The sequence below is a fragment of the Salimicrobium album genome, from assembly GCF_900107115.1.
GTDB classification, from domain to species: domain Bacteria; phylum Bacillota; class Bacilli; order Bacillales; family Halobacillaceae; genus Salimicrobium; species Salimicrobium album.
In genome coordinates this window covers 1-21742 of the sequence record NZ_FNOS01000003.1, presented here as the reverse complement: position 1 = coordinate 21742, position 21742 = coordinate 1, and the positions used below count along the sequence as shown (strand labels likewise).

Here is a 21742-nt window from a genome sequence, read left to right as displayed (position 1 = left end):
GTGTGGATTCTCAGATTTTCTTCTTCCGCCATATCTTTGATTTTCGATTCGTAATAGTATATGTTTTTTGGAAGTTGGAGGGCGACGCACATTGTTGAGAACGAGTAGTTGTGACGGTTACTCCTGGTTACACCTGGATCCGTCCCTTAGATCAGCGTCATCTGTTTTAACATATCGTTCCTCAAGTTGGGGTGCTAATTCTCTTTGCGTAGCTTGATCATTTCCTTCTCTTCGGGGAAGGATTACTTTTTTCTGTGAACGAATTGGAATCATGATACTGGCTTACTTACCGGTAGAACGAGCAAGATGTCACTCATTCTACCGGATAATACCCTGTCTTAGCTTGCCTTTCTCGACGTCTGATTCAGTGTGATTTATCTATTTTAAATTTAAGATTTATCAAAAGTATAAAAGGAGGAAAATAATGTTTTTTCACCTTAAAAATAAAATTAGAAATGTATCAAAAAAAAGTAAGATAGTAAGTAAAATGTATCTAATAGCTAATTCAATAAAGATTTTTTTGTTGAGAAAAATGGATGATGAAAAATTCGCAAAATTAAAATATAAAGAAAACACAGGGAAAAATTTAAATTTAGAAAATCCTGTTACCTTCAATGAGAAACTATGGTGGTTAAAGTTAAATAACAGAGATCCACTATTAACGATATGCTCAGATAAATATAAAGTGAGATGTTACGTTAAAGAAAAGGGTTTGGAGGAAATACTAATTCCTCTTTATGGAGTGTATAGTGATGCAAATGATATTCAGTTTGAATCGTTACCAAATAAAGCCTTCATAAAAACAAATCATGGTTCTGGAAATAACGTTCTATGGGATAAAGAAAATCCTTTTAATACAAAAAAGTTTATAAAAAAATTTAATAGGTCATTAAAAGAAAATTACTATTTACAATCTAGAGAGTGGAATTACAAAAATATAGAACCAAGAATAATTATTGAAAAGGTATTGATGGATAAGAAAGAACTAGGTCTAGTGGATTATAAATTCTTATGTTTTGATGGAGAAGTGAAGATGGTATTTTCAGAAGTAGGCATTGCATCCAATGACGGCACCCATAACCCGTATTCTACCAGAAATGTACATGATAGGGATTTTAATTTACTGAACATTAAAGTTGGCAGAAAAAATTTCGATTCTTCCCTATTAGTAAAACCTCCAAATTATTATAAAATGGTAGAATATGCTGAAGCACTAGCTGAGCCATTCGCTCATTGTAGAGTAGATTTATTCAATATTGAAGGGAACATATACTTTGGTGAAATCACCTTTTATCATGGTGGAGGAACACAAAAGGTGGAACCTGAAGAGTGGAGTATAAAAATGGGGGAATGGATTGACTTGAATAGTAGCAAGATTAAGTTGTCAACATCAAACTAGATCATTTTTTAATCTGTTTTTTGCGGCTTAATTGTAAAATGAAATGCAACAACGATCTCTCCCGATTTCGGGTATAGAAAAAGCCATGGTACATCCGTTATGATTGAGTCGACGAAAACCACACATAACGGGAGGATGTACCAATGGCCGACTCTTATTTTAACACACATGCACGGGTCTTTTCACACCTAACTCTCGATCAGTGGGGACAGATCAAAGCATTGCGGGAGGAAGGACATACGATGCAGTACATCGCCGATCCCCTCGGTATTCACAAATCTACCGTCTCGAGGGAACTGAAGCGAGGATCTGTCCCACAACTTAAAACCGATCGGACCGAACACGAGGTGTATTTCCCGGATCCCGGGCAGCGTATCTACGAAATCAACCTTTCCCATTGCGGCGCGACCTACAAGTTCGTGTCGATCCAGCCATTTCTGGCGTTCGCCACCGAATGTATCGAAAATCGTCACTGGTCTCCCGACGTCGCTGTGGGCGTCGCAAAAAAAACAACTGGTTCGGCAAGGGCATCATCTGTACGAGGAGGCTGTATCATTACATCGATATCGGGCTGATTTCCGTACGGAACATCGAGCTCTCTCTTAAAGTAAAACGATCCACGAAAACGAAGCGCAACCGGCAACACAAAAAGGTATTGGGCAAAAGCATCGAAGAGCGCCCTTCCGTCATGGACGACCGTGATGAATTCGGTCATTGGGAAATCGATACCGTGGTCGGCAAACGATCCAAAGAGGCAGCGCTGTTGACTCTGACCGAACGACAGACACGCCGGGAAATCATGTATAAAATCGGAGGGAGAAAGATGCCACTGAAGTTCAGAAAGCTCTCACAGCTATCCAGGAGACCTATGGAGATGATTTCTCTACCATCTTCAAAACCATCACGTCGGATAATGGCTCGGACTTCGCCGACCTTTCCGACTCGCTGGAAGATTCAGAAACTGGATTAACTATAACCTGATTTTACCATACGGTGTTTTGTTGCATTTACTATTGCGATTCAAGTTCTAATAAAAATTAATAAGTTATGGGAGATTTCAAATGAAAACAAAAGTCTTATTTTTTATGCAGTCCTTGGGTGGAGGTGGCGCTGAAAGAACTGTGATTAATATAATAAATAATTTAAACAGAAATAATTTCATTATTACTTTAGTTGTAGGAAACTATAGTTCAAATGTCTATTCAGATTATTTGAAAAAAGACGTTAAAGTAATTGATTTAGAAACGAATAGATTACGATATTCAGTCATGAGATTACGGAAAACTATTATTAATGAACGTCCAGATATAATATTTACCACTGTTAATCATAATAATATTATAACTAGTTTAGTAACCGGCTTAATTATTAAAAATAGACCTAAGTTAATAGTTAGAGAGGCTGCTGTTAGGTCTGAGTCAAAAAAAGTAACAACTAAAAATAAAATTTTAACGAAAATTTGCTACAATAATTTTGCAAATGGAGTTATTGCACTTTCAAATGGTGTAAAAGATGATATGATAAATAATTTTGGAGTGAAAAGTGACAAAATCCAAGTTATATATAATCCAGTTGATATTGACTCAATAGAACAATTAAAAAATGAACCTGTTAATGATGAAGAGGCTTTCGGTGAAAATGAAAAAAAAATAATCTCTGTTGGAAGGTTAGTTGAAGCTAAAGATTATCCTACTCTTCTAAGAGCATTTAAAATTGTTTGTCAAAAGTATAAAGCTAAACTAATAATAGCGGGAGTAGGGCATTTAGAAGAAGAATTAAAACAATTGGCGGTTAATCTAAATATTCACGATTATGTGGTGTTCAAGGGATTTATTAAAAACCCTTATAATTATATGAATAAAGCTGATGTATTTGTCTTAACCTCAAAATGGGAAGGGTTCGGACATGTTATTGTGGAAGCTATGGCCTCAGGAGTTCCTGTTGTATCAACTAATTGTAATTCTGGACCGAAAGAGATTATAACGCATAACTTAAATGGTAAATTGGTAGGTGTAGATGATTATAAACGGTTAGCAGAGGTTATAAAAGAAACTTTAGAGCACGACAACAGTGAAATAATCCGAAATGCGAAAATTAGAACTAAAGATTTTAATGCTGTTAATATTGTTAAGGAATATGAGTCTTATTTTAAATTGTTAGACAACACTAAGAATGGTTAATTAAAGAATATATAATTGTTATATAAATGGAACTATTGATTTTGAATTCAAAGTCGTACAAAGAAAATCTTGATTAGACCCCCCCGGTCATTGACAAGCGGGGTCTATGGAGTCCTAATTTCTTCCTGTGAATTTTAAATTTTGGAAAGAAGCTATTGATAGTGACTGGTTCTTTTAACCATTTCCATAATCTAATCTCTCTACCGGATTAAGGCGTGGACTATAAGGTGGGAGTAAAGTAAGCTCGACCATCCTTTTTTAAAAAAGATGGTCGAGCTTGGCGTGATGAATACGGCCATTGTCTATTGTCTAAAAACATAATGATCTTTCCAGTTGGATAGACCTACAGAACTTTCGTCAGGATGTTATTGGATACCACAGTGTCATACAACCATTCTTCGATACAGAAGATTTTTTCGGTTTCACGTTTTAATATATCTACAAGTTTAACTCCTTTAAGTTGACAGTGGGGGAGAAGATATTGCTTTATTTTCAGGAACCAGGTTCGCTGAATTGCTTGATACTTACGAATCAACGACTAGTCTTGAAAGAAAATATGGTCAATCTCTTCCTTGTGCAAAGCTTTTTTGCACAAGGAAGACTTCCATTCGTTATATTACTTGCTTGAAACTTCTTATGAAACGATTCGATATGAATTATTGAAGGCTGATAAATACGGTTTCGTTATCGTGGATCAAAAGAAGTATTCGACCTCGCCTCGGTTCGCCAAACAACGGGTGACTGTCGGTGTCAGGTATGACTGCATTTTCATTTTCCAGGGTGATGACATTATCGTCTCGCACCGACGAATGTATGGCCAGGAGAAGAAATCGATGGACTGGCTCCCTTATGTATCTCTGATGGCTGAACGGCCTACCGCACTGAAATATACAACCTTCTTTGATCAGCTGCCTTATCCATGGCAGGAGTATCTCGACGAATGTACGCTTTCTGAGAAGAAAGAAGCATTGAAACTTTTAGCGAAGATCCTGAAGGATCAACACATGGATAAAGCTGTAGAAGCACTGAAGACAGCATCCCACTATGGTCATCCCTCGGCTGATGCGATTCAGCAAGTGTACCATCAGCAAATGCATGGACGAGGCTACAGAGAGACAGTGGCCGTTCCTCAGCATCTTCCATCGATGCGGAAGGCCCATCGGGGCATGAAGCAGTACAATGCCTTCTTCGCAACGGAAGGGGTGAGCGACCATGCATGAACAGATTCAGGCGTATGCCAAACGTCTAAAATTGAGTTGGGTGCGTGAACATTATCAGGAGATTCAAGCAGAATCCCAGGAGGAGTTTCTCCTCCGGCTGTTCGAGGAAGAGATTGAACAATGCGAAGAGCGTAAAATCAATTTATTATTAAAATCGGCAACCCTGCCGAAGGCGTCCGGCAAACCTTTCGATTGGAAGGAAGTTCGTATGGGGGCAGACTCTGACCAGGAAACGCTGTACAACGGTAGTTTTATCGAAAACCAAGAGAATGTGATCTTTTAGGGTGGCGTAGGTGCCGGCAAGACATATCTCTCAACCCTCATAGGGTTGAACGTCATTCAGCACCAGGGGAAACGCGTGAAATTCTATACCGTCGCTTCGTTGGTCAATGAGCTATTGGACGCCAGTGAGAAAGGGACGTTAAGCAAAGTGTTCAAGAAGATTGAGAAGCTTGATTTATTGATCCTGGATGAGCTTGGGTACATCCCTTTGCATAAACAGGGAGCTGAACTATTATTCCAAGTCATCAGTCTGTGTTAAGAAAAGAGGAGTAATATCATTACGACAAACCTTCAATTCGGGGAATGGAATCATGTATGTGGCGACCCGATTTTAACGGAGGCGGTCGTGGATCGCTTGATCCATCACTCCCACCTCGTCCTATTCAATGACGACAGTCATCGATTAAAAGAATCCATGGCTTTTCAGCCAATGTAGGAAAGGAAGGCAGGGAGGCGAGTGGCTACATAAAGGTTTTCCGTTTTATGCATTTTTCTGGGTCTTATTCATTTTTGGTGAGAGCCAACGTGTTCCCTTTTCATGAAGGAAGAGAATTTTTTGAAGCTTATTGAATGCGGTAGAGCATACGCACACGTAAAAGAGGAAAACTGGCTCTCCCGTATAATAGACGTTTCATCATTTTCAGTCGGTTTATTTGTCCTTCGACGTAGCCATTACTATCTTCACTCATTAAGGCATGGAGCGTTGGTTGAAAGTCTGTAAGCAATCTTGTGATGAACGACTTTGTGAAAGGGTCCTCCCTCTGTTTTTCGAATAGAATGAGAGACCGAAATCCTTCGGCATCTCTGGAGGAAACAGTGGTACGGAAGGAAGTCAGAAAAGCATAAAAGGGGCCCAACACAGGATACCTTTCCAGTATTTCATTGATGACCGACCTTTTCTCTTCGTCTTCCAAAGCGTTCTGCCAAAAAAGTTTCCGGATATATCTCCGGGAGTAATAATGATGAGCCTGAAGCGTTTGTCCTTGTTTCTTCTTTTTGCGAGTTTCCGTGACAAATACTCGAACAGCACCATAGGTGCCTTTGTAATCGAATTCCTGGCTCAAACAAGCATGAATCCTCTTCACATTCATCCCTTTTTCTATCATTTCAATCACACGTGCTTCATGAACATCTATTGGTTTCGGACGCTTTGACCGGTAAGGTTGAGGAGGCTCCTGCATGGATAAGTAATTACTCACCGTAACAGGACTGCAAGAAAGAAGATTACCTATACGACGCAGGGAATATCCTTGCTTTCGCAATCGTTGAACTTCCTGCACACGCGCCCATTTACGCTCGACATTTTCTTTTTGACGCAGTTCCTGTTTGGTGGCCGTGACAATGACGGGAACCTCCGGTTCTCCGTTCTTTCTAATCTTTGAAGGGAGTACCTTTTTCATGACCTCGTCATGAAGGTCCCATAGATTATGAATGAGATGGAAGCGATCATGGATGTGATAAAGATCTGGTCTCACTTCTTCCATCGCTTCTTTGAATCGAGGATATCTGTCCCTTGTGATTCGTAATACTTCCGGGTGTGCCTGTAACCACGCTTGAATCGTTTCTTTTTCTCTATCCGGTAACAGTTCAATCGGTTTGTGGGTACGGGCATCACAAATAAGGAGGCCGTACCTATGTCCTTTTCGCCAGGCGAAGTTATCAATACCTACGAAAGGGGCTGGACGTTAGAGGGATTTCTGTTTGGTGCGCCAGGCGCAACAACGTATCATGACTGACACTCACCCCAAGGTTTTGGCAAAGAAGGGAAGCTTGGACACAGTTATTAGAGAAAGCGATAGTACGTAACATTTCTTCCATGCGTCTGGTCCTTCGCTTAGACGGCAGAAGCCACGTGTATCTTTCGGTGAATACGTTTCGTTTACAACCAGCGTTCGTGCAGAACCACTTCTGTGTCCAAAGATAGAGGAGAACCGGCTTTCCCTGTATAGGCAGATCATGGATGATTCGCATATAGGAGCTGTGCTTGCGTTCGGAAGAATGGTGACATAAAGGACAACAAGAAGACTTCGTTTCTTTCGCAATAACAAATAGGAAAGAGGTTGGCGTTTCCGAATGGTTCAAGACCTGGAGGTGAGTCTCGAGAGGACGTAAGAGGGTATTCATGATTCCTATCTCCTTTTTACTATCTGTATACCCTCTTGGGATAGAAACTCTTCCCCAAAAATGAATAAGACCCATTTTTCTCTTGCCAAATACAGATATAATCATTAACATGATACCATATGGAAAGGTATTTAAACTGATATATACTATTATTGTGTACACCCATCGAAATAAACCGGATGTGCCATATTTTGAGCCAGGATTGCTATGATATTGACTCATCTACTACAAAAGTGAACCACGGATACGGATAGTATTTTTAAGCATTGCTGTGGAATTTACTTGGATAACTTGCATGCTAGTCTCAATTGCAATGGTATAATCATTTATTACAAGCAAGTAGAATATAGTCAGATAAGTAAAGGGTCACAGTCAATTGACTTAGTTAGAAGTTTGCATTTAAAGATGACGTACAATAGTTTGTGTAAAAGCTCTTGAAGACTAAAAAAGAGGTAGGGTATCCTCATAGTTAACGACGAAATCAACTCATGAAAGGAGATGCCCTACCTCATGTCTACAAGTATAGGACAAAACAACCTCGAAAATCAATTGGACGATATGGTCCGTTCCTTCGTCCAGGAGAAGCTGGAAACGATCATGAAGGAAGAAATGAACCAGTTCTTCGAAGGAAATCCGGAACTGAAAAACTATAAGAACGGCAGTTATGGTCGTCAACTGGATACGAAGTACGGACGTATCGAAGACCTTCAGGTACCGAGAGATCGGGACAATGCGTTCCAGACGGAAATGTTTCAACCGTATCAGCGATATCAACAGTGGCTGGGGGAAACAGTCATCACCATGTATCAGAAAGGGGTGAGTACGCGTGAAATCGGAAACTTCCTCGAGCACATCCTCGGTCATGCTTACGCCCCTGGCACAATCAGTAACATCACCGATGTGGTGATCGAAGATATCCGTGCCTGGCAGGAGCGTCCTCTCCAGAAAAGATATGCCGTTCTTTATCTCGACGGCACGTACCTGAAGTTGCGCCGGGACGATGTGGCGAACGAGGTCGTCTACGTCGTCATCGGTGTCAGGGAAGACGGCTATCGTGAGATTCTCGGCTTCTATGTCGGCGGTCAGGAAAGCTCCCTCGGCTGGAAGGAAGTCCTCTCCGACATCTACCGTCGGGGGTGCGAAGAAGTACTTCTCGGCATTTTCGACGGTCTTCCCGGTCTGGAGGAAGCGATGAAAGCTATCTATCCGAAAGCTGATGTGCAGCGTTGTGTCGTCCATAAAGTACGGAACACGCTGAACAAGGTCCGGAAAAAGGACCGTTCCGCCATCAGTGAAGACATGAAAGCCATCTATCGGTCCAACAGTAAGAAAGAAGCTGAAGAGCAGCTGCAGGCCTTCTGTGACACATGGCAGAAGAAGTATCCGAAAATCTCCAGATCCTGGAGGGAAGATTTCCACGTCCTGACCACGTTCCTGGACTACCCTTCCTCCATCCGCCCGATGATCTATACGACCAACATCATCGAGCGCACCATGAAGGAATTCAAGAAACGTCTGAAGACGATGAACAGCCTGCCGTCCGAAGAAGCCGTAGAAAAGGTGATCTATATGGTTTCAGATGAATGCAACACCAAATGGTCTACACGCAGACTCCGTGGCTTCAAGGAAGCAAGCCCTGAACTGCACACCATGTTCGAAGAACGGTATGGGTCTCAAACCGAGACGGAGGAGAAAAGCTAACCCCTCCTACGAGGATCATCCTACTGTTTTACACAAACTTATTGACGGTACCCATTTAAAATTCAAATCTACTTAAGCACTATTGATTCACTCTTGTCAAAGTTAATCATTTTCTAGTACGCGGTGTATTTGTCCTATGTCTTTCTACAATTAATAAAATCCAATAATATTTCCAACCGATTTTAATGTAAAAGGTGAATAAAATGAGCCATATAAAAAATGTGAATTATCTAAATTATTCGTTTTTCGTAACTGTAGTAGCTTTACTGATAAGTTTATTTTTCTTATTAAGTGTTAATTATGTAGATATCATACCAATTGAAGTATATCCGGTTCTAATATTTTTTTTGATATTGGTAGGACTTTTGTATAAAGAAAAGATTTCAAAAGTAATAACATTTCTTATTCTAATAAGCTTTTTAGTTAAATCAATGTATTCTTACGTTATTTATAAAACTATAACATCTCCTTTTCCTGATTCATTTAATTATCTATCTAATTTAGAAATAGTAAGGCAGTCAAATTTAAGTGTTGAATCTTTAACAAGTATTGTTGGTTCATTACATTTTGGTTACTATTACTTCATGTATATAATTAGTTTTATTTTTAATACTAATTATTCACTTTATGTGGCCAATATTTTTCTATTTAGTTTTTCGTCTTTGATGTTTTATAAATTATTAAAAAGTGATTTTGGAGAGTCTATTTCTAAAATAACTATCATACTTTTTTTGTGTAGCTTTAATATGTTTTTATTCACAAGTAATATATTAAAAGATTCATTAGTTTTATTTTTAATGATACTTTCCCTTTACATATATAAACAAAAAAAGTATAAAGTTCTAGTTTTAATACCTGCGTTTTTTTTAGTCACGGTAAGAATATATGCAGGTGCCTCAATTATTTTGGCTATTGTGTTTGACTATTTAGTCTTTGGAAAACTTACTAAGAAGCAAAAAGTAAAAGGGGTATCCAGTGCAATAATAACTAGTATTGTTTTGTTGAATCTTCCTTTTGCTACTAACTACCTTGAAAAAATAAATTCTTTTTTAGCTGAGAGCAGCGTTGTTGAGTTGGTTGTATATCCTTTGGTTAGTTTGGTGAAATTTTACTTCTCTCCTCTGTTTTGGAATTTAATAGCTGCCCCTAATGTATATTTAATAACCTTCATTGACTCATTTTTGGCGTTGATTTTTTCTTTTGCAGTTTTACTTTTTATAATAAAATTTTTTAAATATAAAGATTTAAGGTCAAAAATGTATTTATATGTAATTCCTATATTTGTTCATGCATTAGCACTAGGAATTGAATATGGAGGAGATTCAACGCGACAAAGAGTAGGTGTGTATGGATTTATAATACTTACTTTTATAATAGGATTACTATATAAGAAGCATTCCTATAAGAAAGAAGTACAAAGATAACTTAGATTAGAAATCAAGTGTATAAAAAGTAAAAACATCTTTTGAAAGCATGTCTGTAATGAAGAATTTTAAGGGGGGCAGAGTAGAAGCCAGATGCATAATAAAGCCTCCCTGGTACGATAGAGAGGGTCATTACAATGACCTCGGTTTAGGTACCGAAAGAGTATCACCCCGAGGATTTTACACAAGATCAGCGATAAACGTAAATGAATGAAGAGACGCTAATCATCGGCATCGACGTTGCAAAACACAAACATCTTGCACGATCGTTGATGACCGGAGCCGCGACCTCACTAAACGGCTGGTCTTCGCTAACACGGGGAGATCGTTTCGAATTTCCCTACCTTTTCAAGGGTCACGACCGCCCGGACATCGTGATCGAGATGATTACTGGCTGAACCTGGCGTGCAACCTGAAAACCCGCGATACCCATACCGTGGTCATCCGTCCGATGAAGGTGAAACGGTCTATTAAACGATCTTGCCCGAGGATGTGTACGCAGATTTGTATGAAGGCATGAAGCTCTTCGTTATCATGCAGAAAATTTCTCTTCCATCAAAATGCAGGATGGCCTGGGTCGCAACTTCACAGGATTCTTTTGCGTTTTCAAAGACTAGACTGGGAAAGCAGCAACCCATCTGTGGGAGAAAGGCTCCTGAATATTTCGTTTAAGTAGAACCACCTTTTTGGATAAAATGAGCATTTATAACGGAAGAACAGAACCACTTTCCCGGAGTCAGAACCAGCCACTGCGAAGCGGCTTGCCATTCACCATAGCGACCGAGTCTTAGTATGGGAGGGGGCGCGCCTACGGATACTTAGAATCGATTTGTACGTGTTACCATCTGGTGCAGGTAAGCCTAAAGGCATTGTTTCAAGCTATCTGCAATAATTTCACCACATGGACAAAAGCATAGTAAATGGTGGCTGAAAGGTCAGTGGTTCTCTTTCCGAGATACTGGCTCAATTTGTCCGTGACAACGGCTCTAAACGAGTGAAATATTCATCTTCCTTCCAGAAGATATCCGGAAAGCTTCAGAAGAAGGATTGCTGGTTGAAGTGAAAATATATGTCACGCGACGCCCCGTAGGCATCAAGCGACTCGAAGCGTTGAAGCAGGCGGCAGAAGACAGTGGCGCCTTTACCATCGGTTCATGCATTGTCCGTCAGGAATTCTCCGTTATTTGATCGACCAGTACAGGGAGATCGAAGAACATCTCTTTGGTCTTGAAGCACAACCCGAAGAGTTCGTTTTCCATGTCCCGGGTGCCGACAAAAAATACACCCAGGTCCACGGGAGGCTGATATGTCTTAGGGGGAGTGAATTTTAACGTGGTTTATCAAAGAGAAAATGTGGTTTCATATTAGAGGAAAACAGTTAAGGGGGCAATGTATGAAGATTTTACATATAGAAAATACAGATAAATTTGTAGAGCCATTTAACGCGTTTATAAATAACAATTTTAATAAAAATGACCATGAGTTTGCTTTGAATATATCTAAAGACGAAGATAAATTCAAGCTTTTGATGAATAACATGACTTACATTAAAGGTTACAAAGGGTTAATTAAAATAAATAATAAAATGTACTTATCAAAAAAGATAATCTTACATAGTTTGCCCAAACCAAAAATTCTATTATTGCTAGCTCTTCAACCGTGGTTATTAAAAAAATGTTATTGGGTGATTTGGGGAAGCGATTTATATAACTATCGAAAACCAAAGAAAAAAATCAAAGATAAAATTTTAGAGTCTGTAAAGAAGTATATTGTCAAACGATTTAAAGGTATAGTCTCATTAGTGCCTGGTGATTATGAGTTAGCAAGAAGGTGGTATGGAGTTCAAGGAAAATATTATCATGGTATTTATGTTAACCCAATAAATATTAAATTTTTAAATATATTAAAGAAGGATGATAGTAAAAGAAAAGATACAATCAATATACAAATAGGTAATTCAGCTGCCCCTACTAATAATCATATAGAAGTATTGGAGCAATTATACAAATTCAAAAATCAAAATATTAAAATATTCGCCCCTCTTTCATATGGAAATAAATCCCATGCTTCAAAAGTAAGTGAGTACGGGAAAACACTTTTCGGTGACAAGTTTATTCCTTTAACTAACTTTCTTTCTCCCCCTAGATATGCTGAGTATCTTAGTAATATTGATATTGGTATTTTTAATAATAATAGACAGCAAGGAATTTTCAATATTAATTCGTTTTTATATTTAAATAAAACTGTGATGCTAAGAACTGACACTACGATGTGGGATTTTTATAAGCAATTTAAAGTTCAATTGCATAGTATTAACGAGCTTAATCATACTCAAGAAATAACTTCTATAGTAAATAAATCAACTAATAATAAAAATATAAAAAAACTGTTTGATGAGGAGTATATTAAATTTTACTGGGAGAATATCTTTGATGATTAACAAGACGCCTTGACTTTTCAAATGCAATTAAGCAATAAATGGACTAATGTAGCTTCTAGACTAAAGTGGACGGATGACGTACAATAGTTTGTGTAAAATCTCTTGAAGATAAAAAAGAGGCAGGGAATCATCATAGTTAAAGACCAAGTCAACTCATGATAGGGGATACCCTACCTGTGTCTACAAGTAGGCTCTACAATATTTTTGGGGTATCTAAAAAAATAAGTAAGAAAAATACACACAAGCTCCTTTATCTTTTACACTTGAATTGTCGAGAAACAAGCAAAAGAGATGAGTTGTGTGTACATATGCATTCTACCATGGTTATTCCCGGATTTGAAGATATGGAAGTGATGAAGATGGAGGAACGGGAAGGTTGTGTGTATCTTTACGTCCAGACGCCGAAGAAATCCCCCACGTCTGCCCTTCCTGCAAAACCAAAACCAGTCGCGTGCATGATTATCGCAGGCAGAAGGTTCAGCACCTCAAGTTGTTTGAACGCCTTACGTACGTTTTCTATCGAAAACGGAGGTATGTATGTCCGTGCGGAAAGAAGGTGGCGGAACAGAATCCCCTCGTCGATCGGTATCAGCGTCATTCGAAAGAATGGAACCAGGCGCTCGGATTTCGATTGATTCACGGAAAGAATTTCAAAGACACAGCTCTTCAGTTCCACACGTCCCCGAACACAGCTGTACGACGCTTCGATCATATCTCGGCTACGCATTTGAAAGAAGTCGAAGAGCTCCCCCGTGTCATTGCCATCGATGAATACAAGGGAGACACGGACCAGGGCAAGTACTAGGTCATCATTGCCAATGCGGAGACCGGCGAACCGATTGATATCTTACCGGATCGGTCGTCGAAGACGGTGAAAGAGTATCTGGCGAAGAAAACATCGAAGGTGGAGTGTGTCGTCATGGACATGAGTCACACCTTCAAGGCGGCCGTGAACAAAGCATTGAACAACCCGATCATTGTAGCCGATCGTTTTCACTTCTGTCGGTATATCAACTGGGCGGTTGATCGTGTGCGACAGAGAGTCCAAAAGGACTTTCATGACTATGATCGAAGAAAGTGCAAGAGAATGAAGCACGTCTTCCACAAGCCGTACGCTCTCCTGTCAGAGAAACAACGGTGGTACCTGGAAAGGTACCTCGGTCTATCTTCGGAATTAAAGGTAGCCTATGATTTGAAAGAGGCGTATAAGAAGTGGTTTGAGCTGGCGAAGTACGAGGAGGAAGGGAACATAAAGAAAGTGAAAGAGCATCTGTATGCCTTTTATGATCTTGTGCACGCCTCCGGGTTGGATGAATTCGTCTCCGCCATCCATACGTTTAAAAATTGGCAGACGGAAATCATGAACAGTTTCATTTTTGATTACAGCAATGGATTGGTGGAAGGCTTGAACAACCAAACGAAAGTATTCAAACGGAATGCGTTCGGATTTTATCGGCACGACCGGTTACGTGCCCGCATTCTGATGCATCACCAATTCAAGAAGATAGGAAAGAACATAGGATAAAGGGGCGGAGGAACACCCTCCACCCCAACAATTGACTTAGAACCTATAAGTATAGGACAAAACAGCCTTGAAAATCAATTGAATGAAATGGTCCGTTCCTTCGTATAGTAAAAAATGACTTCCACGTCCTAACCACCTTCTTGAACTATTCTTCCTCGATACAATCGAAGATCTACACTGCCAATATCATTGAGCGCATTATGAAGGAATTCAAGAATTGTCTGAAAACGATGGGCAGTCTGCCATCCGAAGAAGCCGTTGAAAGAAGATTTATATGTTTTCAAATATGGTCTACACGCAGACCCCGCGGCTTCAAGGAAGCAAGCCTTGAACTGCACCCCATGTTTGAGGAGTGATACGGGTCTCTAACCGAGACAGGCGAGAAAAGCTAACACCCTCCACCGAAGATCATCCTGACGATTTACACAAACTTATTGACTGTACCCGATGGTCGGTTACAACAAATTATTTCAGAGGTGAATTTATGAATATATTAGTTGTTACAGATAATAAAGTTATCTTTGATGAATTTAAAAAAATGATTTATAGAAAGAAGACTAATCATAATTTTGTTTTCCGTTTTTCTGTAAAAAACCAAACTTTTAAAAAAGAGTTCTCAAAAAATAAGGAATTCAAAGAAATAGACATAAAAAAAGAGGCAGAATGGATTGTGAATAATTTTGATTTAGTTATATCTTTGCACTCTAAGCAGATTTTCCCGGAAGACATCGTTAATAACGTGCGTTGTATCAATGTTCATCCTGGTTTTAATCCTTATAACCGAGGTTGGTACCCACAAGTATTTAGTATAATAAATGATTTACCTGTTGGGGTAACAATTCATGAAATGGATAGTGCAGTGGATCATGGACCAATTATCCTACAGGAAAAAGTTGAAATAGATCAAGATGAAACTTCTTTGGATGTTTATGAAAAAATTGTTGGAAAGGAAATTGAGTTATTGGCTTTACACTTTGAAAGAATCATTGAAAATAACTACGAAACATATTCTCCTGATAGTGAAGGGAATGTGAATTGGAAAAAGGATTTCAATAAATTGTGTGAAATACCACTGCAAGAAAAAGCTACTTATGAAGAAGTTATAAAACATTTGAGAGCACTAACGCATGGAAATTATAAAAATGCATACTTTATTAATAATAATGGTGAGAAAATTTATATCAGTGTTTCTTTAGAAAAGGTGGTGGATAGAAATGAGTGATTTTATTAGTATTACGAAGCCAAAACTCCCTAAGAAAGAGAAGTATTTTGAAGAGATATCCAAAGTATGGGAAAATAGCTGGTTAACTAACCAAGGACCAATTCACCAAGACTTCGAGAGAAAAATAAAAGAATACTTGAAAGTTCCTTACGTATCTTTATTTTCCCATGGTCACTCTGCATTGCAAATAGCTTTAAAGTCATTGGAACTTACTGGGGAAGTTATTACTACTCCTTTTACGTTCTCTTCTACGACTAATGCTCTTATACAAGATGGTCTCTCCCCTGTATTTTGTGATATTTCAATAAATGATTATAATATTGATGTAAATAAAATTGAAAAGCTAATAACGAACAAAACTTCAGCGATTTTAGCAGTTCACGTATTTGGAACCCCCTGTAATGTAGAAGAGATTGCAAGAATTGCTAATAAATATAACTTGAAAGTAATCTATGATGCGGCTCATGCCTTTTCTGTACTGAATAAAGGGCAGAGTATTGCTGCTTATGGAGATATATCGATGTTTAGTTTGCACGCTACAAAAGTATTTCACGCTATTGAGGGGGGGGTTTTAAGTTATTCAAATGCAATTTGGAAGGAAAAAAGTGAAATGCTAAGGAACTTTGGTCTTGATGAACACAATGATATAGAAGAGCCGGGTATAAATGCAAAAATGAGCGAGTTTCATGCAGCTATGGGGGTGACTAATTTATCTTTAATAGATAATGAAATAGAGAAACGAGAGCATTTAACAAACCAATATCTAGGGAATCTAAATAAGGTTAGTGGTATTAGCACTTTGAAATATGAAAGAGAAGATGTGAACTATAATTTTGCGTATTTTCCAATCTTAGTAGAGAAAGAAATATTTGGTATTAATCGGGATGATTTGCAAAAGTATTTATACAAAAATAATATTGGAACCAAAAAATACTTTCACCCGTTGACTAGTAATTTCGAAGCTTTCAAAGCTTACAGAACAAAGGCACCAGTTGCAGAATACGTAGCAAATAATGTGCTTTGTTTACCACTTTATTCCGATTTAACTGAAGAAGAAGTCGAATTTATTTGTGAGAAAATAATATCAGTAAATAAAGAGGAGGAAAATTAATGAAAGGAATCGTTTTAGCAGGTGGATCGGGAACAAGGTTGTATCCACTAACTCAGTCTGTCTCAAAACAAATCCTTCCTGTTTATGATAAACCTATGATTTATTACCCTTTATCTGTTCTCATGTTGGCAGGGATTAAAGAAGTGTTGATTATTTCAACCCCGCGAGATGTGGTTACATTCAAAGAACTTTTAGGAAATGGTGAACATCTTGGGATGTCTTTTGAATATGTCATTCAAGAAGAACCGAACGGCTTAGCAGAAGCATTTATTGTAGGTGAGGAGTTCATCGGTGATTCTAATGTCGCTTTGGTCTTAGGAGATAACATCTTCTATGGATCAGATTTTGTTAATAAAGTACGTGAAAGTGCAAGTCTCATAAAAGGGGCAACTATTTTCGGATGTTTTGTGGATGATCCACGCCGATATGGAGTGGTAGAAGTAGATGATAACTACAAAGCTATTTCCATAGAAGAAAAACCGGAATCCCCTCGTTCACCCTATGCTGTACCGGGATTATACTTTTTTGATAATGATGTAGTTGATATAGCAAAATCGGTAGAACCATCACGTCGGGGAGAACTTGAAATTACTTCTATTATAGAAACTTACATGTATCGAAATGATTTAAATGTGCAAGTTATGGGGCGCGGTCTTGCCTGGTTAGATACAGGTACGCATGAATCTTTGTTGGATGCTTCCAATTTTGTAGAGGCCGTTCAAAAGCGTCAGGGCTTATACATTGCTTCGATTGAAGAAATTGCTTATCGTCTAGGTTATATTAATGTTGAACAATTACATAAGTTAGCAAAGCCACTACAAAAGACAGCCTATGGCCAATATTTGCTGGAAATTTCCAAAGGAGCGAAATAAGAATATGAATATTTTAGTAACCGGCGGGTCGGGTTTTATAGGTTCTAACTTTGTCAGGTATATGCTACACCACTATGATTATACCATTGTGAATATGGATAAATTGACATACGCAGGAAATGTGGAAAATTTGAAGGATATTGCACACAATAGGAACTATCAGTTTATTCATGGAGATATTTGCGATCGAACTCAACTTCGTCAAATATTTGATAAGCACCAAATAGACGTGGTAATAAATTTCGCTGCAGAGTCTCATGTGGATCGCAGTATTGAAGATCCTGAATTATTCTTGACAACTAATGTTTTAGGGACACAAGCCCTTTTAGATGTAGCAAAAGAAAATTGGGAAGTAAAACCGCAAGTTTATCATGATAGGAATAAATTTATTCAAATATCAACGGATGAAGTTTATGGGACGTTAGGGGAAGATGGTTTTTTTACTGAAGAAAGCAATCTTCAACCAAATAGCCCTTATTCTGCTTCGAAAGCGTCGGCAGATATGATTGTTCGTGCCTATCATGAAACATATAAGTTACCAGTTAACATAACAAGATGTTCTAATAACTATGGACCTTATCAATTTCCGGAAAAACTGATACCTTTAATGATTCATCGCGCTTTAGAAGAGAATCCTTTGCCTGTATATGGGGATGGAAAACAGATAAGGGATTGGCTTCATGTAGAAGATCATTGTTCAGCAATAGATACTGTGCTTCGTAAAGGTGAGAGCGGAGAGGTTTATAACATTGGTGGTAATAATGAAAAAGAAAACATAGAGATTGTAAAGTTGATTCTGACGCAACTGAGTGAAAGTGAAGAGTTGATCACTTATGTTACTGATCGGTTGGGGCATGATCGTAGATATGCTATCGATAATGCAAAGATAACTAAAGAACTGGGATGGTCCCCTAACTATGCTTTTGAAAATGGTTTGCAAGAAACAATAGATTGGTACTTATCTTATCAAAACTGGGTTAACAGGATTTTTTCTGGAGAATACCTAGATTATAAAAATTGTTATCGATAGAAGGTTAATCATGAAGGACACTCTTATTAAAAAGTTTTTGAAGTTTTCATATGGTAGTTGGGTAGGGCTCCTATTAGGATTATTAATAACTATGATCACTACTCGGTTATTCCCACCTGAGTTGCTAGGAAAGGCTTCAATGTTTGATTTATTCATTCAAGTAGGAATGATTTTAACTATATTTGGAGCTGACCAAGCCTTTGTCCGGTTCTTTAATGAGGAAAATGAAGAAAAACGCGGGGCACTACTTTTCAATGTGCTGAAGATACCAGTGATACTTACAGTGCTTACTATAGGACTCATTTTTCTTCTTTATGCTCCTCTGACAAATTATTTGTTTGGAAGGGAAAGTATTTTGCTTGCTTCAATTTTATCATTAGGGGTAATAGCTCAACTAGTTTTTCGTTTTGGCCAATTAGTAATCCGTATGCAACAAAAAGGAAACTTGTATTCCTTACTTCAAATCTTCCAGAAAACTTTTAGCCTAATATTTATTTTTGTATTTTTGTATTTGATTGGTGAGGAGTTTGAAACACTAGTATTGGCAAAGTTATTAACTCTCTTGTTTGTAGCTGTAATATCTCTATACTTTGGAAGGGGTTTATGGAATCCCTTTAACGCAAACGTAAGAAGAATGAAACATTCACAAAAAGATATTTTTAAATATGGAGCTCCTTTTGTACTAACTATTTTTATTTCATGGCTATTTGAGGCATTTGACAAAATTGCTCTGAGGCAGTGGAGTGACTTCGATGAATTAGGTTTGTATACGGCAGCTTTTAGACTAGTCGCTTTAGTGATGGTAGTAAGGACAACTTTTTCTACGTTCTGGACTCCGGTAGCTTATGAGAAGTTTGAAAATTCCCCTGGTGACAAAGATTTCTTTAAATATATATCGATTGTTATAACTTTTGTTATGTTTATCGTAGCAATTGCCAGTATTGCGGCTAAAGATATTATTGTACTATTATTAGGTTCTCAATATAGTGAAGCTGCAATTATCATGCCTTTCCTTGTATTTATGCCCATTTTTTATACTATTTCTGAAACAACGGTTATAGGAGTGAATTTCTACAAAAAGACAAATTGGCATATTTTGATCGCTTCGGTAGCTTGTGGGGTGAACATTTTAGGAAATTGGATTCTTGTACCTAGTTATGGTGCAATAGGAGCATCAATAGCTACAGCGTTTTCTTACGTGGTGTTTTTCAGTTTGAGAACATTATTTTCACTAAAGTATTATAGAGTATCTTATCCGTTGAAACGTATATATTTTATGTTTATAGTAGTTAGTTTCTATGCTTGGGCATCTATTATAGAGGATAGTTTCTTGCTTAACATTTTATTTGGTATTGGTCCTCTAGTAATATTGGTGCTGATATTTCAAAAAGATTTACATTATGTTTTGAAAAATAGAAAAGCTTTGTTTGACTAAATAATAAATGCCTTTCTAATAAAAAATTCAAAGTAGGAAGATTTAAAAGTGATTCCGGTATTCTAATGAAATACTGCGAATCTTCTTTATCTAAATTTTTCTGAATATTCAGTTATAATAGAAGGCGTTTAAACCCGTCTGAACAATATCAAATTTCTGAATAAAGCTACGAGAAGTATCAATTGAACGTTGAACCAGGAAATTCAATTTGCATAGTAATCACGATTATCTGATTTGATGCGACGGATGATGGTACCCAGGACTTTGTTGAGGGTTGTTGCCTTCAACCTGGTAAGGCATATAGCTGAAAGTTGCCCGGGCATAGAAGTAGTTTTCTCCGAGGATTTCAATGACGACGTAAGTGTCACCTATAGGGAAACGAAGGTATTGTCTTTTTGTAAGTATAAGGATCACTTGTTTCTTCAAGAGTGGGTAGTAATAGGGAAGGAAGAGGAGTTCTTTCTTCAGAAGTTAGTGAAACGAAAAGCTTCTCCTTTATCGGTAGTGGAAAAAAGTAATAGTCAACAAGTAATGATATTTCGGGCTCCTTTCATAATTGTTTCAATACGTACACCGAATACTGCGGCGATTTTGAAATAGAAGAACATATTAGCACCAGTTTCTCCTCGTTCGATAATTCCCATATAAGAACGTGAGATACCTGCTTCAAGTGCAACTTTTTCCTGAGAGAGACTTTTTTAATACGTAAGTGGCGAATGTATTGTCCTATTATAAGTAGAGTTTCTGGATAGTTCATGTTTCTATCGTCTTATGGATCGGTGGAGAGTTCTACATACTGACAGTGGCATATTGTATGGAAATTCCATATTATAATTTTTGAGAAGTTGAATTTCCATTTGTATAGCTCATTGGGGAAAAATCGCACGGGAGTTGACGTACGATCATTGATTGGGAATATTGTTCTCGGGGGTTATATTACTTGGATATGAGCCCCTGTCTACGAGAAATCGTGGAAATGAATTTTAGTTTCGCTGTAATGCCGTAATATAGATAGGCTTTGTATAAAGCAGTGATTCTCCATCTCTTCATGCAAAATATAGCGTAAACACACCATTATATATAGAAGGTACTCAAATTTCTGCAGTCCTTTTGATTCACTATTGGGATACAATAATTGTAAGAAATTTCGTAATCATTATTAAGGTAAGATGAGGTATCGTTTTCAAAAGTAGATGAATTTTCTTCATTACGATTATTTGACTAGTGGTCAGAGTGCCCGAAGGATGCGTAAGTAATCAGTGCAATAACAATTTTTCCAAACTAGAAGTTAGACTTTTTACGTAACTCGCTTCTCGCTCTTCCCATACAGTTTTTCGGACCGGGAAAAGAGTGGAACTGGCAGAGTAAAGCTACTAAATCAAAAATGCACCTCTTCTAAAAGGTGATTACAGCCAATGAAATGTACCACCATTGCCATCTATTTTACCACCGAGTGACAAGCGATGTACCAGTTAATGACAGGGCTTTGTAACTGCTAGACTAAAGTGGACACTTTCCGATCAGCAGAATTGAACACTTTTTGCTCACTCATTACCTCCCCTCCGTTATACTTAATTGGTAGATTTTTTAACGGAGAAAGAGGAGGACAAGGAAGGTGGAAAAAGTAGAAAAGGTAGTGTACGTTCATCAATTACGGAAAGAAAAATTCAGCATAGCAGCTATTGTATTTGGCAAGAGAAAAATGCATAAAACGGAAAACGTTTATGTAGCCACTCGCATCCCTTCGTTTATTTCCTACATTGGCTGAAAAGCCATA

At 38.0% G+C, this 21742-nt stretch carries 17 protein-coding genes and 6 pseudogenes; 19 read left to right on the top strand and 4 right to left on the bottom strand.

Going from position 1 to position 21742, the window contains the following annotated elements:
• Positions 1-424: 424 nt before the first annotated feature.
• From BLU03_RS06230 to BLU03_RS06215, 4 genes and pseudogenes are all read left to right on the top strand, one after another.
• Positions 425-1399 (top strand): ATP-grasp fold amidoligase family protein, encoded by a 975-nt coding sequence (locus BLU03_RS06230; protein WP_093106422.1) that lies wholly within the window; start codon positions 425-427, stop codon positions 1397-1399.
• A gap of 143 nt (positions 1400-1542) precedes the next feature.
• Positions 1543-1647: pseudogene (locus BLU03_RS13885) on the top strand (IS30 family transposase); the annotation flags it as partial.
• Between the two features lie 206 nt (positions 1648-1853).
• Positions 1854-2369: an IS30 family transposase gene (locus BLU03_RS13525; RefSeq protein WP_143023824.1), complete on the top strand. Its 516-nt coding sequence runs from the start codon at positions 1854-1856 to the stop codon at positions 2367-2369.
• Between the two features lie 91 nt (positions 2370-2460).
• A complete protein-coding gene (locus BLU03_RS06215) occupies positions 2461-3579 on the top strand; it encodes a glycosyltransferase (protein WP_093106414.1) in 1119 nt (372 codons plus the stop codon).
• 142 nt (positions 3580-3721) lie between these two features.
• Here BLU03_RS06215 and BLU03_RS13880 read toward each other — a convergent pair.
• Positions 3722-3828 (bottom strand): annotated as a pseudogene (locus tag BLU03_RS13880) (IS630 family transposase); the annotation flags it as partial.
• Between the two features lie 323 nt (positions 3829-4151).
• On the opposite strand from BLU03_RS13880, the gene BLU03_RS06205 reads away from it, so the two are divergent.
• Together BLU03_RS06205 and istB are read left to right on the top strand one after the other, a co-directional pair.
• Positions 4152-4799 carry a Mu transposase domain-containing protein gene (locus tag BLU03_RS06205; protein ID WP_407690265.1) on the top strand — a complete coding sequence of 216 codons (648 nt, stop codon included), beginning with the start codon at positions 4152-4154 and terminating at the stop codon, positions 4797-4799.
• Positions 4792-5517 (top strand): annotated as a pseudogene (gene istB, locus BLU03_RS06200) (IS21-like element helper ATPase IstB). Before BLU03_RS06205 ends, istB begins: the two are co-directional and overlap by 8 nt.
• 127 nt (positions 5518-5644) lie before the next feature.
• On the opposite strand, the gene BLU03_RS13875 reads toward istB, so the two are convergent.
• Complete coding sequence (locus BLU03_RS13875; protein ID WP_407690268.1) at positions 5645-6745, bottom strand: transposase; 1101 nt, start codon at positions 6743-6745, stop codon at positions 5645-5647.
• Positions 6741-7205 (bottom strand): transposase family protein, encoded by a 465-nt coding sequence (locus tag BLU03_RS13870; RefSeq protein WP_176765426.1) that lies wholly within the window; start codon positions 7203-7205, stop codon positions 6741-6743. The genes BLU03_RS13875 and BLU03_RS13870 overlap by 5 nt, the downstream gene beginning before the upstream one ends.
• Before the next feature lie 510 nt (positions 7206-7715).
• Here BLU03_RS13870 and BLU03_RS06185 point away from each other — a divergent pair.
• From BLU03_RS06185 to BLU03_RS06145, 12 genes and pseudogenes are all read left to right on the top strand, one after another.
• The gene (locus tag BLU03_RS06185; protein WP_093106401.1) at positions 7716-8906 is read left to right on the top strand and encodes an IS256 family transposase; all 1191 of its coding nucleotides are present in this window, start codon (positions 7716-7718) and stop codon (positions 8904-8906) included.
• Between the two features lie 203 nt (positions 8907-9109).
• Positions 9110-10330 carry a hypothetical protein gene (locus BLU03_RS06180; protein ID WP_093106399.1) on the top strand — a complete coding sequence of 407 codons (1221 nt, stop codon included), beginning with the start codon at positions 9110-9112 and terminating at the stop codon, positions 10328-10330.
• Positions 10331-11389: 1059 nt separating this feature from the next.
• Entirely contained in the window at positions 11390-11518 is a 129-nt protein-coding gene (locus BLU03_RS13810) for a hypothetical protein (RefSeq protein WP_281241178.1), read from the top strand.
• A complete protein-coding gene (locus BLU03_RS13655) occupies positions 11515-11661 on the top strand; it encodes a hypothetical protein (RefSeq protein WP_176765425.1) in 147 nt (48 codons plus the stop codon). Before BLU03_RS13810 ends, BLU03_RS13655 begins: the two co-directional genes overlap by 4 nt.
• A 62-nt stretch (positions 11662-11723) precedes the next feature.
• Positions 11724-12770, top strand: a complete 1047-nt coding sequence (locus tag BLU03_RS06175) for a TDP-N-acetylfucosamine:lipid II N-acetylfucosaminyltransferase (RefSeq protein WP_176765424.1) — start codon at positions 11724-11726, stop codon at positions 12768-12770.
• A gap of 308 nt (positions 12771-13078) precedes the next feature.
• Positions 13079-14295 (top strand): annotated as a pseudogene (locus tag BLU03_RS06170) (ISL3 family transposase).
• A gap of 110 nt (positions 14296-14405) precedes the next feature.
• Positions 14406-14651, top strand: a pseudogene (locus tag BLU03_RS13865) (transposase); the annotation flags it as partial.
• A 128-nt stretch (positions 14652-14779) separates the two neighbouring features.
• Positions 14780-15517 carry a dTDP-4-amino-4,6-dideoxyglucose formyltransferase gene (locus BLU03_RS06165; protein WP_093106394.1) on the top strand — a complete coding sequence of 246 codons (738 nt, stop codon included), beginning with the start codon at positions 14780-14782 and terminating at the stop codon, positions 15515-15517.
• Complete coding sequence (locus BLU03_RS06160; RefSeq protein ID WP_093106391.1) at positions 15510-16628, top strand: DegT/DnrJ/EryC1/StrS family aminotransferase; 1119 nt, start codon at positions 15510-15512, stop codon at positions 16626-16628. Before BLU03_RS06165 ends, BLU03_RS06160 begins: the two co-directional genes overlap by 8 nt.
• Positions 16628-17500: a glucose-1-phosphate thymidylyltransferase RfbA gene (gene rfbA / locus BLU03_RS06155; RefSeq protein WP_093106388.1), complete on the top strand. Its 873-nt coding sequence runs from the start codon at positions 16628-16630 to the stop codon at positions 17498-17500. The genes BLU03_RS06160 and rfbA overlap by 1 nt, the downstream gene beginning before the upstream one ends.
• A gap of 4 nt (positions 17501-17504) precedes the next feature.
• On the top strand, positions 17505-18530 hold the full coding sequence (gene rfbB, locus BLU03_RS06150; RefSeq protein WP_093106386.1) for a dTDP-glucose 4,6-dehydratase: 1026 nt from the start codon (positions 17505-17507) through the stop codon (positions 18528-18530).
• A gap of 10 nt (positions 18531-18540) precedes the next feature.
• A complete protein-coding gene (locus BLU03_RS06145) occupies positions 18541-19965 on the top strand; it encodes a lipopolysaccharide biosynthesis protein (RefSeq protein WP_093106383.1) in 1425 nt (474 codons plus the stop codon).
• Positions 19966-20486: 521 nt separating this feature from the next.
• Here BLU03_RS06145 and BLU03_RS13860 read toward each other — a convergent pair.
• Positions 20487-20648: pseudogene (locus BLU03_RS13860) on the bottom strand (helix-turn-helix domain-containing protein); the annotation flags it as partial.
• Between the two features lie 932 nt (positions 20649-21580).
• Here BLU03_RS13860 and BLU03_RS13650 point away from each other — a divergent pair.
• Positions 21581-21733 (top strand): hypothetical protein, encoded by a 153-nt coding sequence (locus BLU03_RS13650; protein ID WP_176765422.1) that lies wholly within the window; start codon positions 21581-21583, stop codon positions 21731-21733.
• Positions 21734-21742: the final 9 nt, after the last annotated feature.